Origin of the sequence: Leucobacter chromiireducens subsp. chromiireducens, assembly GCF_016758255.1 — a bacterium.
GTDB lineage: Bacteria > Actinomycetota > Actinomycetes > Actinomycetales > Microbacteriaceae > Leucobacter > Leucobacter chromiireducens.
Genome location: NZ_QYAD01000001.1, coordinates 300133 through 314776, shown reverse-complemented (window position 1 = coordinate 314776; position 14644 = coordinate 300133). Strand labels below are relative to the sequence as shown.

General features: G+C 68.0%; 14 protein-coding genes and 1 tRNA gene. 4 read left to right on the top strand and 11 right to left on the bottom strand.

Going from position 1 to position 14644, the window contains the following annotated elements; genetic code table 11:
* Window positions 1-3: 3 nt before the first annotated feature.
* On the bottom strand, window positions 4-438 hold the full coding sequence (locus D3226_RS01495; protein WP_202381482.1) for a nucleoside deaminase: 435 nt from the start codon (window positions 436-438) through the stop codon (window positions 4-6).
* 56 nt (window positions 439-494) lie between these two features.
* Here D3226_RS01495 and upp point away from each other — a divergent pair, with 56 nt between their 5' ends.
* From upp to D3226_RS01475, 3 genes are all read left to right on the top strand, one after another.
* The gene (gene upp / locus D3226_RS01490) at window positions 495-1127 is read left to right on the top strand and encodes a uracil phosphoribosyltransferase (protein ID WP_025133306.1); all 633 of its coding nucleotides are present in this window, start codon (window positions 495-497) and stop codon (window positions 1125-1127) included.
* A gap of 393 nt (window positions 1128-1520) precedes the next feature.
* Window positions 1521-2213, top strand: a complete 693-nt coding sequence (locus D3226_RS01485) for a winged helix-turn-helix domain-containing protein (RefSeq protein ID WP_202380656.1) — start codon at window positions 1521-1523, stop codon at window positions 2211-2213.
* 500 nt (window positions 2214-2713) lie between these two features.
* On the top strand, window positions 2714-3046 hold the full coding sequence (locus D3226_RS01475) for a magnetosome magnetite crystal formation protein family (RefSeq protein ID WP_202380655.1): 333 nt from the start codon (window positions 2714-2716) through the stop codon (window positions 3044-3046).
* A gap of 79 nt (window positions 3047-3125) precedes the next feature.
* Here the strand turns inward: D3226_RS01475 and D3226_RS01470 are convergent, their stop codons facing one another.
* The 8 genes from D3226_RS01470 to D3226_RS01435 all read right to left on the bottom strand — a co-directional run bounded on the left by D3226_RS01470 (window position 3126) and on the right by D3226_RS01435 (window position 11157).
* Window positions 3126-3503, bottom strand: coding sequence for a TIGR02611 family protein (locus D3226_RS01470; protein WP_237462172.1), 378 nt, complete (start codon window positions 3501-3503; stop codon window positions 3126-3128).
* Window positions 3504-3533: 30 nt separating this feature from the next.
* On the bottom strand, window positions 3534-4427 hold the full coding sequence (locus D3226_RS01465) for a hypothetical protein (RefSeq protein ID WP_202380654.1): 894 nt from the start codon (window positions 4425-4427) through the stop codon (window positions 3534-3536).
* Window positions 4428-4430: 3 nt separating this feature from the next.
* A complete protein-coding gene (locus tag D3226_RS01460) occupies window positions 4431-5327 on the bottom strand; it encodes a signal peptidase I (protein WP_202380653.1) in 897 nt (298 codons plus the stop codon).
* Between the two features lie 109 nt (window positions 5328-5436).
* Window positions 5437-6258: an alternate-type signal peptide domain-containing protein gene (locus D3226_RS01455; RefSeq protein WP_202380652.1), complete on the bottom strand. Its 822-nt coding sequence runs from the start codon at window positions 6256-6258 to the stop codon at window positions 5437-5439.
* A 92-nt stretch (window positions 6259-6350) separates the two neighbouring features.
* Window positions 6351-7253, bottom strand: a complete 903-nt coding sequence (locus tag D3226_RS01450; RefSeq protein ID WP_202380651.1) for a hypothetical protein — start codon at window positions 7251-7253, stop codon at window positions 6351-6353.
* Entirely contained in the window at window positions 7250-7963 is a 714-nt protein-coding gene (locus D3226_RS01445; protein ID WP_202380650.1) for a hypothetical protein, read from the bottom strand. The genes D3226_RS01450 and D3226_RS01445 overlap by 4 nt, the downstream gene beginning before the upstream one ends.
* Window positions 7960-10806, bottom strand: a complete 2847-nt coding sequence (locus tag D3226_RS01440) for a right-handed parallel beta-helix repeat-containing protein (RefSeq protein ID WP_202380649.1) — start codon at window positions 10804-10806, stop codon at window positions 7960-7962. The genes D3226_RS01445 and D3226_RS01440 overlap by 4 nt, the downstream gene beginning before the upstream one ends.
* 263 nt (window positions 10807-11069) lie before the next feature.
* A tRNA-Ser gene (locus D3226_RS01435) sits at window positions 11070-11157 on the bottom strand.
* Window positions 11158-11548: 391 nt separating this feature from the next.
* Here D3226_RS01435 and D3226_RS01430 point away from each other — a divergent pair.
* On the top strand, window positions 11549-12154 hold the full coding sequence (locus tag D3226_RS01430; RefSeq protein WP_337248863.1) for a CHAP domain-containing protein: 606 nt from the start codon (window positions 11549-11551) through the stop codon (window positions 12152-12154).
* 21 nt (window positions 12155-12175) lie between these two features.
* On the opposite strand, the gene D3226_RS01425 is transcribed toward D3226_RS01430, so the two are convergent.
* Window positions 12176-13453, bottom strand: a complete 1278-nt coding sequence (locus D3226_RS01425; RefSeq protein WP_202380647.1) for a glycosyltransferase — start codon at window positions 13451-13453, stop codon at window positions 12176-12178.
* 2 nt (window positions 13454-13455) lie between these two features.
* Entirely contained in the window at window positions 13456-14643 is a 1188-nt protein-coding gene (locus tag D3226_RS01420) for a glycosyltransferase (RefSeq protein WP_202380646.1), read from the bottom strand.
* Window position 14644 lies beyond the last annotated feature (1 nt).

Here is a 14644-nt window from a genome sequence, read left to right as displayed (position 1 = left end):
GGGCTAGCGGCGGGCCGCGAAGAATGCGCGCAGCAGCTCCACCGACTCGGCCTCCCGTACGCCTGCGACGACCTCGGGTACCGGGTGGGGCAGCCGGCCGTCGCGCAGCAGATCGTACTGGCTGCCGACCGCGCCCGCCTTCTCGTCCCACGCACCAAACACCACGCGCGGCAGGCGCGCCGCAAGGATCACGCCCGCGCACATCGTGCAGGGCTCCAGTGTGACCACCAGCGTGCAGCCCGACAGCACCCGGTCTCCCAGCGCGCGCGCCGCCGCCCGAATGGCGATGATCTCGGCGTGCCCCGTAGGATCCGGATCTGATTCACGCGCGTTGCGTCCCGTGCCGAGCACCGCACCATCCGGCCCCAGCACGACCGCGCCGACCGGAATTTCGCCGTCGGCAGCTGCCGCGCGGGCCTCAGCGAGCGCGAGTTCCATCGCGGAGATCTCCGCGGGTGATGGAGGGATGGTGGGCACGACATTAGAATAGGCGCATGCGAGTTTTCGTTGCGGACCATCCCCTGATCACCCACAAGCTGACGGTGCTCCGCGACGCGAAAACGCCGCAGCCCACCTTCCGCCTCCTCATCGAGGAGCTCATGACGCTCCTTGCCTACGAGGCCACGCGCGAGGTGCGCGTCGAGCCCCACGAGATCCAGACCCCAGTGTCGCCCACCACGGGTGTGCGCCTGAGCGAGCCGCTGCCGCTCATCGTGCCCATCCTGCGCGCGGGTCTCGGCATGCTCGAGGGCATGGTGAAGCTCGTCCCCACCGCTGAGGTCGGCTTCCTCGGCATGGTGCGCGACGAGGAGACGCTGCTCCCCACCACGTACGCCGAGCGCCTCCCCGAGTCGCTCGCGGGCCGCCAGTGCTTCGTGCTCGACCCGATGCTCGCGACGGGCGGTTCGCTCGCAGGCGCCATCAAGTTCCTGTTCGATCGCGGTGCGGACGACGTCACCGCGATCTGCGTGCTCGGCACCCCTGAGGGTGTTGAGGCGATCCGCGAGGCCGCTGGCGACCGCAAGGTGACGCTCGTGCTCGGCGCACTCGACGAGGGCCTTGACGAACACGCGTACATCGTTCCCGGCCTCGGCGACGCGGGCGACCGGCTCTACGGCACCGCATAGCGCGCAGCCCCACCAGTCTCCTGACGCCCCGTGACGACCGGCCCCGCCGGCACGTCACGGGGCGTCATATTTCGTCACGGGTTGACACCCGGCGCAATGCTTTGCTTAACTGTCCCTTATGTATGACACCATTCGTCCCCAGTCCGCCTTCGAGGTGAACATTGGGCAGACCGGCATGATGATGGCCGGTCGGGGTGTCATGCGCTGTCGAATGTGCATGTGAACCGCTTCTGAAACGCGTCTTCACCTGCGGCCAGCTCGAGATCGAGCCCGTCGCCTCCCCTGAGCACTGAGCCACACGGCCCCAGCGCTCACCCGCACTCACCGCCTCCGCATCGAAGCAGAGGCCCGCTCCGCGAACGCGGAGTGACAGCACTCAAGGACATCATCATCATGAGCACCACCCAGACTCTCCGCAGCGCCCGCCCCGACCTCACCTCGGCACTCCCCGCGCCGGCAACGCCCGACCGCAACGTGCCCGAGGGCACCGAGGTGCGCGGCTTCGCGCTCTACGTTGGGCTCGCGGATGACAAGATCGCAGACGGCGATCCCCGCCTCGGCGAGATCGTCACGCAGATCAAGCGCCTCGTCGCCCAGCTCGCCCCCACCGCGGAGACCTACGCTGCCGTGGCGCTCGCGCCCGAGCAGACCGGTGGCCGCGACGTAGACGTCGTGCGCCTCGCGCTCGGCGATCCGGCAGCGCACGCCCGCCAGAAGCAACACGAAGCAGCAGAGCAGGATCGCGCCGCAAGCGGCGTCACGCTCGATCTGTCCCGCAAGCGCGTACTGCTCGACAACGTTCCCGCAGCGCTCACGTTCCGCGAGTTCGAGCTGCTGCAGTACCTCGTGCTGCGCGAGGGCCGCACGGTCAGCCGCGAGGAGCTCATCTCGTCGCTCTGGCAGGACGCCCCTGAGGAGGACACCCCGAGTGAGCGCACGATCGACGTGCACATCCGCCGCCTGCGCGTGAAGCTGGCTCAGTACCAGGACATCGTGCGCACGGTGCGCGGCACGGGCTACCGCTTCGACCGCCACGCCGACGTGTCGATCCTGCACACTGCGGCGCCGAGCCCGGACGTGTTCTAGGCAGGATTCGCTTCGCACGGAGGCTTCCGCGCCCACTGCATGTGACCGCTCGGCACCGAGAGTTCGCCGAGGAAGCTACCGTGCGTTCGCCAGCCTGCGGTAATCTCGTACCCAGTTCGTACGCACAGAGGAGATCGACATGAGCACGCTGCCCCCCGAGGGACAGGACGGCCAGCCGAACGCGGAAACGTCTGCTGAGCAGGTAGCCGCGCCCGCGGTCCCTGAGGTCCCCGCAGCACCCGAGGTTCCCGCGGCACCGCAGTCCGAGGCGCCCGAGGTGCCCCAGGCGCCCGCGGCGCCCGAGGTGCCCCAGGCGCCCCAGTTCCCGCAGGCACCTGCCGCGCCGCAGTACCAGGCACCCGCAGCCCCTCAGGCTCCGGCAGCGCCGCAGTACGGCGCCCCCCCAGTACCAGGCTCCGCCCGCAGCGGGCCAGTACCAGGCGCCGCCCCCCGGCGCCCCGCAGGCGCCCTACGGCTACCAGCAGCCCGTGGGCGACCCGGTGAGCAACATCACGCTGAACTACTGGCTGTCGGTGTTCTTCATCTGGATCCCCGCGCTGATCTTCTTCTTCGTTGAGAAAGACAAGGGCCACGCGGCGTCGTTCGCGTACCACCGCGAGAACCTCAACTTCTCGCTGCTGCGTGTCGGCGTCGGCATCGCAACCTGGATTCTCGGTGCGCTGCCCTTCATTGGCGGCTTCCTCGCCGTGATCCTCGGCATCGGCTCCTTCGTGCTCTTCATCTTCCACATCATCGCGGCGGCGAAGGCCCCCGAGGGATACCGTCGCGGCGAGCAGCCCGGCTTCATCTTCAACGTGCCGTTCATCAAGTAACAACGCACGCGAGATCGCACACCACAGGGCAGGGCCCGAACCAAGGTTCGGGCCCTGCCCTGTGGTGTATCTGCGCTGTCTAGGAGACCGCGGCGCTGCCCGCCGCACGATCGCGTTCCTCGCGTCGCGCCCGGCGCTCCGCCCGCCACGCGTTCCAGCGCTCCCAGAACCGGGCCAGCACGCGGCGCAGCCAGCCAAGCATCCGGCGCGCCCAGGAATACTCGGTGCCGAGCAGGGTGAGTCCCAGGAAGACGATGAGCCAGCCAGGCCCGGGCAGCGGCACCAGGATGAGACCAATCACCACGATGGCGAGCCCCAGCACGGTGACGAGTACGCGGTACAGGACGTTCAGCCACGGGCGGCGGCGAATCCGCTCTCGCCACCGGTGCATGAAACGCCCGACCCCGCGGCTGAGTCGCTGCGCGCGCGCTGCGTCTTGCGCATAGGGATCAGTCATGGGGCCGAGCCTACGGACCCGATCTGGGCATCAGCCGGGGAATGACTCCGAGATTTCTGCGTCCTCGCGGGTGTCGCGGCGACGCCGGAGTACGACGAGCAGGATGCCCAGCAAGATGAGTGCCCCGGCGATGCAGATCAGTGCGAGGATTCCGGTCGCACCCGTGATGGCGAGCTTGGGGGTCTCTGGCGGCGCGGTCTCGCCCGTGAGGTTGACGCCCACGTCGAAGCTGAGGATCGTGGAGTCCCCGCCAGCCGAGCGCGATCCCTCAACGGCCGCATCCATGGCGAAGCCGACGGTCACCGGGACGGTCTCGCCCGCGGGGATCGCGAGCTCGGCGACGCTCACGCGGTCTGCCGAGTTGAGCGCTGCGAACGTGTCGCTGCCCGTCACACCGCCGATGTTCCAGAACAGGGTGACGTCTTCGGCGAGCCGCGGGTTCGCGGCTCCGGGTGGAATCACTTCGGCGAGGTCGAGCGTCACCGCGGCAACGCCCGCGCCAGGCCCAGCGTTCACAACGTTGAGCGTGCGCTCAACGCGGTCACCCGGAGAGGCCGTGCGGTCGCCAATGAAGGTGGTCTCGGCCCGGGCGTACTCGGCGCCGGTCCAGTCGAGGTGCACGGCGGGGCCGTCCCACTGCGCGGTGACCACGCTCGCAGGGAGCACCTCGGTGCCGGCGGCCGTCGACGCGTCAGCTCGCGACAGCCCCTTTCGCTCGGGATCCGGGCTCGCCGCCGCGCCACTGGTATTCGCTCGGCCGCCCAGCGTGGGGAGCGCATCCGCGAAGGCGAGCCCCACGCCCAGGCCGAGCAACAGGAGCACCGTGAGGAAGCCGGCGATGATCCGGCCGCGAGTCGACAGCCCGTCTGAGGAGTCGACCGTGAGCACCCGTGCCGGCGCGGCAACGTGTTCGAAGGTTCGCATGGATCAGGCCTCGCTTCGCTTGGATGAGGTGACGTCGTGGAGGAACGCGTCGGGCCAGTCGTCCCGGCGCTCCTGGGCAAAGGTGAGCTCGCGCTCACGGAGTTCAAGCTCACGCTCGCGAAGTTCAAGTTCGCGCTGACGCAGTTGGTACTCGCGATCTGAAGTTGGTGGATGAGGATCGCTGCTCGCAATCGCCTCGTGCCGCGCGTGCGGAGCGGCCGTCGCTTGCGCGGCAGGGCTGGCCAGCTGAGCGCCACTCGGCCCAGCCACCAGTGCGGGGGACGTCTCCGCGACGCGCGGGATGGTCACAACTGTGCTCTTCGGGCGGCGGAGTCCGCTCAGCAGCCAGCCGCCCACAATGAGCGCGGCCGCGCCGGCGATGAGGATGCCCGTGTTCTCGCTCGCCCACTGGCGCACCCAGCCGAGACCCGGCACACCGTAGAGGAACTTGCCGCGCACCTGTGCGGGTGAGATCGGCTCGTCGACATCGGAGTTCGCGTCACCCTGCGTGATGAGGCGGCAGCTCGTGCCGTCCTCGAAGGTGCCGACCGTCTTGCCGATGACGCGGTGCGTGATCAGGGCGGGGTCGTTCGGCTCGGGGAAGAAGGTGACGATGTCGCCCACTCCGACCTCGGAGCAGACCTTGCCCTCGTCGACCCCCTTCACCACCACGACATCGCCGGGCGAGAAGGTGGGCTCCATCGAGCCGGAGAGCACGGTGAGCGAGTCACCCCCGAGGAGGCGCGGCACAACGAGGAGCGCGGCGAGCGCCGCAATCACCACGATGGCTGCGGCGGCGCCGATCGCGCGGCCGGCGATGCGCCAGGGAGACTCGTACCAGTCGGCACGCGCTGCCCGGCGCACGCTCCGGCCAGGCTTGGGGGCGTGCGTGCGGCTCACGGTGGAGTTCCTCTCGCTGGGGGATCTGATGGAGAAAAGTTTGGGGTGGGGGCGCCCGGTGTGTCACCAGGCGCCCCCGGTGCCGCGATGCAGCGCGGCTGCGGCGAACTTACGCGCCGAACTGGGCGCCGGTGTCGCGGACCTGCGACAGCGAGACGGTGAGCTCGCTCAGCGCGTCAACCAGCGTGACGTCGGTGCGGTCGGTCACGGTCACGTCGGTGTCCTGGTAACGGAAGTCGCCGTTCGTGTCTTCGTAGAAGGAGGCGTAGATGACCACGTTCAGGTCGACCGAGGTTGCGGGCATGCCGAACACGGCGGTCTGCGCGGTGACGCCGTCAACAGCGGTTGCGGTCGAGCCGAGAATGCCGTTCGTCGCGTCCTCGAGGCCGGCTGCCTGGCCTGCGCCGGGTGCCGAGAGGTAGAGCAGCGGCGAGTCAGCGGTCTTGGGCAGCGCGGTCTCGGTGACGAGCAGCTCGTCGCCGTAGTAGACCTCGTAGCTGTAGCTGATGCCGGTGATGGCCTCATCGTAGTTCTGCAGGCCGTCGATGCCGACGCGAGCAACCAGGTTGTCACCGTCGAGCGTTGCGGTGGTCTCGAACGATGCCGCGAGCTTGTCGCCGGGGGCGATGCGCCAGGTGTTCACATCAGCGATCTCGTGGCCGAGCTGCGAGCCGTCGGTCGCGCCGACGGTCTCGGTTGCGTCCTTACGGTCGTTCGACACGTCCCAGAACGAGGTGTCCTCGAGCTGCACGATGTTGAGGTCGCCGGCGGTGATGTTGCCGCCGGAGAACGTGTCCGAGGCTGACCACAGCGCGAAGGTCGTGCCGCCCGCGAGGAGCGCCGCGGCGCCCGCTGCGACCCACATCAGACCGCGGCGGCGCTTCTTCTGCTCCGTGACGACGATGATCTGGTCGTTGTTGGTGTTCGTCATGGTGTTTCTCCTTGGGGGTGAGCGCTGGGGGAAGGGGACCGTGGCGGCGCTCGTCGTCAGGGTCAGGTGGGGGGGTATTGGGGGTTGGGGACCTAGTCGCGGGGTGCGATGTCGGGGTTCTGGTTCGTCACGATCGGATCGAGGGTGATCACGACACCTGGCTCGCCAGAAGGATCGGGGTAGATGTCCGCCTGCCACTCACTCGTGGCGCGGGCTTGGGTGGTGTCCTCCGCGGTGGCTTCAACCGAGGCACGGTTGCGGTATACGCCAAGCTGCTCGAGCGCGGGTGGGTAGCCCACGTCAGCGTTCCAGCGCGCGACCGCGCCGTTCGAGCTGCCGTCCTCCGCGGTGCTCGTGACACGCACATCGTTGACGTACGTCCCGTCGCCCACGGAGTTCCAGTCGATTGCCACGCACCACTCCTGGGTGCTCTCCACACCCGTGAGCGCGGCGCCCGCGGCCTGCAGCTCCACGTCACTGGCATCGAACACGTGCACGTTGCGAGGGTCCTCGCCCGGTGCGGGCGCGGGCGTGGCGGGGATCGCGGAGCAGTCGCTGCCGGCCCCCGCTGGGTACACCTTGAGCGTGGACAGCGCGAGCACGGTGCCCGGCTGGGCGTAGCCCGAGCTCAGATCGTGCGTGCCGCCATCGCCTGCCTGTTCCTTCACCGCAACGGTGTAGTTCAGGCCAGCGATGCCGAGCGCAGCTCCGCTCGCGGTGAAGCGCCAGATCACAGGATCGGCGTCGATGGTGGTCTGCTCGAGCACCCCGATCACCGTCTTTCCGGGAATCGTCACGGCTACGGGGGCGCCACCGTCCGAGAACACGCGCTCCGGTTTGGCGTCGGACGCTGCGCCGAAGCGGACCGCGCCGATGGCGACATCGGGAACGTCCGCGTCGGTACCGGCGCTCCAGAGCGCACTTGCGGCAAGCGCGCCACCGAGCAGCGCGACAACCAGGCCGCCGGTGATCAGGGTTCGAGTACGCGTCCTCATGAGGCTGCGCTCACATGAGCGAAGCCGTCGCGTGCGGCGGCATAGCCGTCGCCTGAGCGCACCTGGTCGAGCGTCACGCTCACGCCGTCGATCGCCCACCGGTCGAGATCGAGCATCGGCTCGAGCTCCGTCCAGCGGTAGTCGCCGAGCACGGTCACCGTCACGACGACCGTCCAGTTTGCAACCTCGCCAGCGTTGCTGCTGACCAGGCCGGGAACCTCAACCGGGGTGCCCAGCTCAGCCTCGCCCGTGGCGGGTGCCACCGGGGTACCCGAGGCGTCCTCAACGCGGTAGCTTGCCTTCACGACTCCGTTTGCAATGTCCTGCGCTGCGCCAGCTCCGGTCTCGACCGAGAGCGTCGCGTTCAGGTTCTCACCACGGAGGGTGGTGGTAATCGGCACGATCATCTCAACGACATCACCGGGCATCGAATGGAAACCGTCGGTGCCCCCCGCGAGCGTGCCGCCCGCGGGAGTGGTGACTCCGGGGGTGACCTGCTTCCAGGTGCCCGAGCCGTAGCTCACGTTCAGGTCACCCGCGGTGAGGCGAGCACCCGAGACGCTGTGCTCCGCGTTCCAGAGCGCGGTGGCCATGCTGGCTGCGGCCAGCACACCGACCGTCGCGAGGCTCGCGCTGGCGATCAGCTTGGTGCGGGCGCTGAGGCCCCGGCGTCTCGCGGCACGGGGCCGCGTGGGTTCTGTGGAAGTCATCGGGCGGCCCCAGAAGTCGTGTCGACGGGGATCAGTGAGCCGCACGCGGAGAGGCGAGTACTCTCGCCGACTGGCAGCTTCGCGACGGTGCCGATGACGCCATCCTCGCCGAGGCGGGTGTCGGTATCGGTCACGGTGACATCGCTCAGCACCGTCGCCCAGTCATCAGCCGAGATGTTTGCCACCTCGTAGATGAAGCAGACCGGCTGGCCGTCCATGAGTCGCGTGCCGGGCAGGGCCTCGGTTCCCGTCGCCATGATTTGCGCAGGCGTGCTGGTGTCGGAGACGTCCACGAAGGCACGCTTGGTGATCTTCACCGAGGGATCGGTCGAGAACAGCTTCACGAGGAGGGTGTTCACGACGAGCCCGTCGTAGTTCGTGTCGTCGGACGCCACGGTGTGCGCGACCGTGACGGGCGTGTTCGCCTGCACGTCGCCGGCGCCCGCCGTCACACGGATCTTGGTCGAGGTGGTCTCGCCCACACCAATCGTTGCGGTCGGGCTGGACAGCTCAACGGCGTTGTCCGTGGCGGCCTGATCAGGCGTTGCTGCGAAGCTGAGCTCCTTGCTCGGGGCAGGGGCACCCGCCGCAAGCGAGAAGCCATACTGCTTGCCGTCGGGCTCGCCCGTCACCAGGGTGAACGAGCCGGGCTTCACCGAAATCGGGTTCCGGAACGTGATGTCCGGGTCGGTGCTTGCCGCCGCCGCACGGTTCGTGAGACCGCCCGTGCTGCGCACACGATCTGCCGCGATGCCCGCGGTGACCTTCGCGGAGTCATCGACTCGTGCGATCACCTCGAACTCACGATCAGCGGTGCCGGCCACGGGGGTGACGCTCACGCTGCGCGGGTTCAGTCGGCCTGCGTCGATCGTCTCCGGGACCGAGGCCGCGGTGACGTCGACCACCGCAGCGGTCACCGAATCGGGGTTCAGCGGCAGCGACGACTTCACGGTGTAGTGCAGGTCGCGGGCCAGCGTCGGGTCGTTCTGCCCGGTCTTCTGGTTGATCGTCAGTTCCGGGCGGCAGCTTCCGCTGAAGCCCACCATGCGCGAGTACTGCGATGACTGGCGCGTGTCGCTGCCGATCGTCTGCATGCGGATGTAGCCGCCGGCGACGCCGGTGTCTGCGTCAACGATCGTCGCGGTGTCCGTGTTGCCCACAACCGTGGACGGGAACTCCTGCGGGCCGACCGGCAGGTCGAGCAGCAGCTTCGCGGAGGAGCCTGTCACGTTCTCGACACGACCGAGGTACACCTCGGCGGTGCGATCCTGGGTCCAGTACAGATCAAGGTCGACCTTCGCCGCGGGGAACGGGCCGTCGGTTGGCGCGACCGCGTCGAGCGTGGCCACACAGGCGGGCACGTCCTCGGGCAGCGGGGATTCCACCTGGATGGAGCCCGCGGGTGCTTCTGCGGTGAGTACCTTCGCATCTGCATTCGGGTACCACGTGGTCACCCGCCCATTCGCGTTTGACTGGTTGTCGAGCAGCGCACTCGAGCCGTCACGGGTCTCCTCGAGGGTTCCGGGGCGCCCCTGCGATGCACTTCGTGCACCGAAGGTGTTGCGCTCGACGCTCACATCGCCCGCATTCTGCAGGTAGATCGAGTTCGTGGTGTACCCGTTGAAGTAGTTGTTCGCGACCGTGAGGTCTCCGGCGCTACCGCTCGTGGTGTTTCCGTTCCAGCTCACCGCATACCCGTGTCCGCTCGTGGCACGCACGAACTTGTTGCCGGAGATCACGTTCGTGCCGGCCATCGGTCCGTACGGCAGCGCGATGAAAGCGTTCGTGTAACTCAGCCCACCGGTTCCCTGCACATTGATGAACTCGTTGTTCGAGATGTTGATGTTCGACGCCTTCACGCTGTAGCCCGTCGCCGTACCCGTGGTAAACGGGAAGGAGACCTGGCTCGTGAGGTTCGAAACAAAGGAATTCGTGAATGTGAAGCCGTTCAGCACCACGTTCTGGTTGCGGGGCAGGAACTGCATGAGGCTCGTGCGGCAGCCCGAGCCGTCGCTTGCGGTACAGGAGCCACCGGTCGTGTACGACACTCGCACGTTGTCGATCACAACATTCTCGATCGGGGTCGAGTTCTGCGCGTTGAAGTAGAAGAGGCCCGTCGCGGTGCCCGCATCATAGAATCCCTGCACGCGATAGTTCTTCACCGTGATGTTCTTCGATCCCTCGCGGAAGACGATGAAGCGCTCGGGGCCGTAGTGGGCTTGAGTGACCGAGGAGCCGCCGTCGATCGTGACGCCATCGGCGTTCGGGCCCATGACGAATGAGGACTCACCGGAGAGCACCTGCGTCACGTTCTGGAAGACGATGTTCTTCCCATTGACGTGGAAGAGCGCGCCACCAAGGTCCCGTGTGGCTTCAACGGTCACTTCATTCTTGAGATCGATAGTGACTGGCGCCGTCACGAGAAAATGCGCACCGCCGTCCTGGTTCGACACGGCACCGGTCTGCATGTACTGATAGCTCGTGGCGACGGGGTCGATGTTGCCTGTGAAACCCGCAGCTGGCGTAATGAGGATCTCGCCCGGCGCGCGGTTCAGCGCGTTCGACTCTTCAAGCGCCGCACGCAGCGTGCACGTGCCGGCTGCGGTTGCGCACACCCCATCACCGGGATTCGCGTCCTTCGCGTTCGCGGTGACATCCGCGGAGTTGAGGTAAAAGGTGTAGTTCACCGCCTGCGCGCCAGCGGCGGGCATGAACGGCGCGAGCGCCAGGGCAAACGCGGCGGCGAGTGCGACGAGCACGCGGCCTCGCGGACGAGTCGTGCGGGCGGATACCGAGCTGGCGGCTCGGCTGCGGTTTCCCGCACGGAAAATTCGTTCGCGCATTGGCTGCGGGGCTCCCTTCGTGCTGCATGAGTTTTCTTGGCAACACGATCTTCAGGCCCAAACACCCGGCTTGCGCGCCCCCTAGGCGCTTTTTGCTACACCTGAGTACCTGGGGCACCTAAGCTGAGGTCGTTTAGCACGGAGTTCCCCGCGCAGAACACCGAGTTGAGCGGTGACGCCTGAGTAGGCCGGAGCGGCAACTGCACTTACCAGTGGGCCGCAGAAACGCAGAAAGCCCCTGCCGAAGCAGGGGCTTTCTCATGTGGCGGAGGATGGGGGATTTGAACCCCCGAGGGCGTGAACCCAACACGCGTTCCAGGCGTGCGCCATAGGCCGCTAGGCGAATCCTCCTCACTGGCTCGAAAGCCAGCGCGTACCAGTCTAGCGTGTTCACGCGGCTCCACCGAACCGGGCGCACCCCCGGCGAGGCGCGAGACACGCGCCGAGACCCCGAATGGGCCCCCGGAACGCAACGCTTTTCGTTACTTGCCCCCGGATTTCGCTCCGCAAATCCCCCTCCGCGATGGATTTTCCTGCGAATTTCTTGAGCAGCGAACATCGTTACGAGCATTGGGATCGCACCCCACGACTCGCGCCCAGACTCCCTCAAACGAGGGAGGAAGACTTGAACGTAACGGAACGGTAACGCATACTGGGTGAGGCGCTCGGGCCCAGTCCCGGCGCTTTTTGTTGGACAACCCCCGGAGTGTAACGCGTGAATGTTTCTGCCAAAGCTTTTATTGTGAGCTTGGTTGCTTCAGTCACCTTCGCGCTGGGAGCCGCTCCCGCGGTGGCAGCACCCCCGGTCGAGGATTTTTCTCCCGCGGCGGTTCTTCCCGCAACGACGGTCTCGCAGACTCTCGACACAACGGGCGCTGGCCTTGCCGGTGAGAGCATTGACTCGGTGCTGCACATCGAAGAGGTCGCCCAGGTGCCCCACGGCTTCGACGTTGCCGCGACGATCGCGCTTGCGGAGAGCGAAATCGGCACGAGCCGCCCGACCGGCTGGAGCCAGCCGGGTGAGTGCATCATGTCCGCCCAGCGCTGGATCAAGGCCGGTGGCGGTGCGTGGACCGGCGGCGGCGACCCCGTGGCCAACTACACGGGCGCGAGCCGCATGACGCTCGAGACCGCGGCCCCCGGCGACATCATTCAGTACGAGTACGCGAGCTCCCCCACGTCCTGGGTGACGGGCGTCCACACCGTCCTCATCACCGACGTGAACGACGACGGCACCTTCACCATCGTGCAGTCGAACAGCCCCGGCGGCTCTGGCCTCGTGACCGAGGAGAAGAACTGGACGCCGCAGCCCCCCGCCGGCTTCCAGGCCGCCGTCTGGCGCTTCTAAACTTCGTTCGCCGCGAGGCGGTTACGCACGCTCGGCGAGCGCCGCGGCGTACGCCTCGAGCATCACTCGGCTCTGCGCCGACTGCAGGAATCGATCCCCATCGGCCTCAGCAACGCGCAGGGGGCCCGCTGACGCACGTTCGGACGATCCGCCCGCAGCGGCCTCGGCTTCCCTCAGATCGGGATCGCTGAGCCCCGCACGCAGCTCTGCCACGGCGCCACGCAGGGTGTCCGCGAGCGCACTCACGTTCCCCGCAGGTACGCGCCACTCCGGCTGCACCGCGACATCGTCAGCGATGTTCGGGTCGCAGAAGATCGTCGGGGTGCCCAGCGCGGCGGCCTCGAACGGCGTGAGCCCCTGGGTTTCGAAGCCCATCGAGGTCTGCACCAGGGCATCAGCATCCCGCATCGCGGCGAGCGCCTGCGCGTAGGGAACCGGCCCCGGGATCGTCACGCGATCGCCCAGGCCGTGCGCCGCGATCCGCTCGCGCACGCGCGGCAGCAGCAGCCCGGCGCCGTGTAGCGCGATGTCGGCGTCGATGTCGGCCTCCGCGATCGCGTCGATGAACTCGAGAATGCGCTTCTCCTGGCTCATTCGCCCGAGCCACACGAGGCGCGGGCGCGTCCGCGGTGCGCGCGGCACGGCTCGGGCCGCGGCTATTGCCTGGTCGTCGACTCCGCCCGGAGTAACCCGCACGTTGGCGGTCACCGAATGCGCGCGCAACTCCGCGGCAAAGTGCGCGGACGGCGCGGTGACCACCGCGGCGTCCGCGGCGAGTTCCGCGAGGAAGCGCCACGCACCACGTGAGCTGCGCGATACGCTGCCGCGCGGCTTCCCGAGCGCGAGGAAGCGCCACGCACGCAGCGCCTGGAACGCGACGGGGGCGAACGGTGTCACCGCGCGCGTGCCCGCGTCCACGTGGTTGTGCATGGTGTGCACAATGGGCACGCGGAGCCCACGGGCAGCCCGGATCCCGATCATCGCACCCCAGAAGTCGCCCTGCACGTGCACGAGATCCACCGGCGGCAGCTGTGCGAGCCGCGCGGCAAGCGCCCGGTCCGTGCGTGCGCCGGGCCAGGTGATGCCGTACTCACGATCTCGCGTAATGGGACGTGAGGGGAGGTCGAGGTACGCCTCGCGATCCGCTTCTGCCACCTCGTACCCGGCACGGTGCAGCTCGGGGGCCACGATGGTCACCCGGTGCCCCAGGCGCTCCAGAGCCTGGCGCTGCAACCGGATCGCCACCTGCACCCCGCCCAGCGAGTCAGGGTGCTGGTCTGTGACGACGAGCACGTGCATGATCAGCTCGCGGGGGTCTCGCCGCGGTACAGCGCCTCAAAAGTGTCGAGCGTACGGTCGATGTCGTGCACCTGAACCGCCTCGAGCGAGGCTTCCTGCATCTTTCGGTAGTCCTCGGGCGAGAGGCGCAGGATCTTCTCGACGCGTTCCGCGAGCTCACGGTCGTAGCCGGGCTGGAACAGGTAGCCGTTCTCGCCCTCGTGCACGAGGTGCGGCAGGGCCATCGCGTCGGCAGCCACGATCGGCAGCCCGGAGGCCATCGCCTCCATCGTGGCGATCGACTGCAGCTCGGCGATCGAGGCGATGACGAACACGCTCGCCTCGGTGAGGTGGGCGCGCAGTTCAGCGTCCGTCACGCGGCCAGTGAAGTGCACACGATCCCGGATGCCGAGCTCGCCCGCGAGCTTCTCGAGGTTCTTGCGCTGATCGCCGTCGCCCACAATCGTGAAGCTCACCCGCAGTTCGGGATCCATGAGCGGGATCGCGCGCAAAATCACGTCGATCTCCTTCTCGAGGGTCACGCGGCCGACGAACACGAGCTTGTGTTCGGTGCGCGGTGAGAGGTCGGCGGTGTAGTCCGTAGCGCGCAGGCCGCAGCTCACCGGCAGCACCCCGCGGCGGTGCGTGTTGCGCTCGAGGAAGTCGGCGGCGCGGCGCGTGGGCGTGGTCACCTCGGCCGCATGCCGCAGCACGCGGTCGGCGTCGCGCCATCCCCAGCGCACGAAGAGGCGCTTCGCCCGCTCGGGCAAGAGAGTGAAATCGAGCACGTTCTCGGGCATCACGTGGTTGGTCGCCACGATGCGAATGCCGCGCTTTGCCCCCTCCTTCGCGAGGGCGCGGCCGATCACGATGTGCGACTGGATGTGGATCACATCGGGGCGCACGCGGTCGAGCAGCTTGCGGGCGTAGCCGCGGGCGCGCCACGGCAACACGAAGCGCAGCCAGTCGTGCGGGTACCAACGCCAGCTGGCCCAGCGGTGCACGGTCATCTGCTCGCCCTCGATGGTCTCCAGGAAGCTCCCCGTGTTGCTGTGGCCCACGGACGGCGCGACCACGTGCACCTCATCGCCCCGGCGGACGAGGCCAGCGGCAAGGCGCTCAGCGAAACGGGCTGCGCCGTTCACGTCGGGGAGGAAGGTGTCGCAGCCGATCAGGATGCGAAGCGGGGCCGGACGCTCAGTGGTGCTCACG

Coding starts and splice junctions, on each gene's coding strand:
- D3226_RS01495 (WP_202381482.1), bottom strand. CDS start 438: ATGGAACTCGCGCTCGCTGAGGCCCGCGCGGCAGCTGCCGACGGCGAA.
- upp (WP_025133306.1), top strand. CDS start 495: ATGCGAGTTTTCGTTGCGGACCATCCCCTGATCACCCACAAGCTGACG.
- D3226_RS01485 (WP_202380656.1), top strand. CDS start 1,521: ATGAGCACCACCCAGACTCTCCGCAGCGCCCGCCCCGACCTCACCTCG.
- D3226_RS01470 (WP_237462172.1), bottom strand. CDS start 3,503: ATGACTGATCCCTATGCGCAAGACGCAGCGCGCGCGCAGCGACTCAGC.
- D3226_RS01465 (WP_202380654.1), bottom strand. CDS start 4,427: ATGCGAACCTTCGAACACGTTGCCGCGCCGGCACGGGTGCTCACGGTC.
- D3226_RS01455 (WP_202380652.1), bottom strand. CDS start 6,258: ATGACGAACACCAACAACGACCAGATCATCGTCGTCACGGAGCAGAAG.
- D3226_RS01450 (WP_202380651.1), bottom strand. CDS start 7,253: ATGAGGACGCGTACTCGAACCCTGATCACCGGCGGCCTGGTTGTCGCG.
- D3226_RS01445 (WP_202380650.1), bottom strand. CDS start 7,963: ATGACTTCCACAGAACCCACGCGGCCCCGTGCCGCGAGACGCCGGGGC.
- D3226_RS01440 (WP_202380649.1), bottom strand. CDS start 10,806: ATGCGCGAACGAATTTTCCGTGCGGGAAACCGCAGCCGAGCCGCCAGC.
- D3226_RS01425 (WP_202380647.1), bottom strand. CDS start 13,453: ATGCACGTGCTCGTCGTCACAGACCAGCACCCTGACTCGCTGGGCGGG.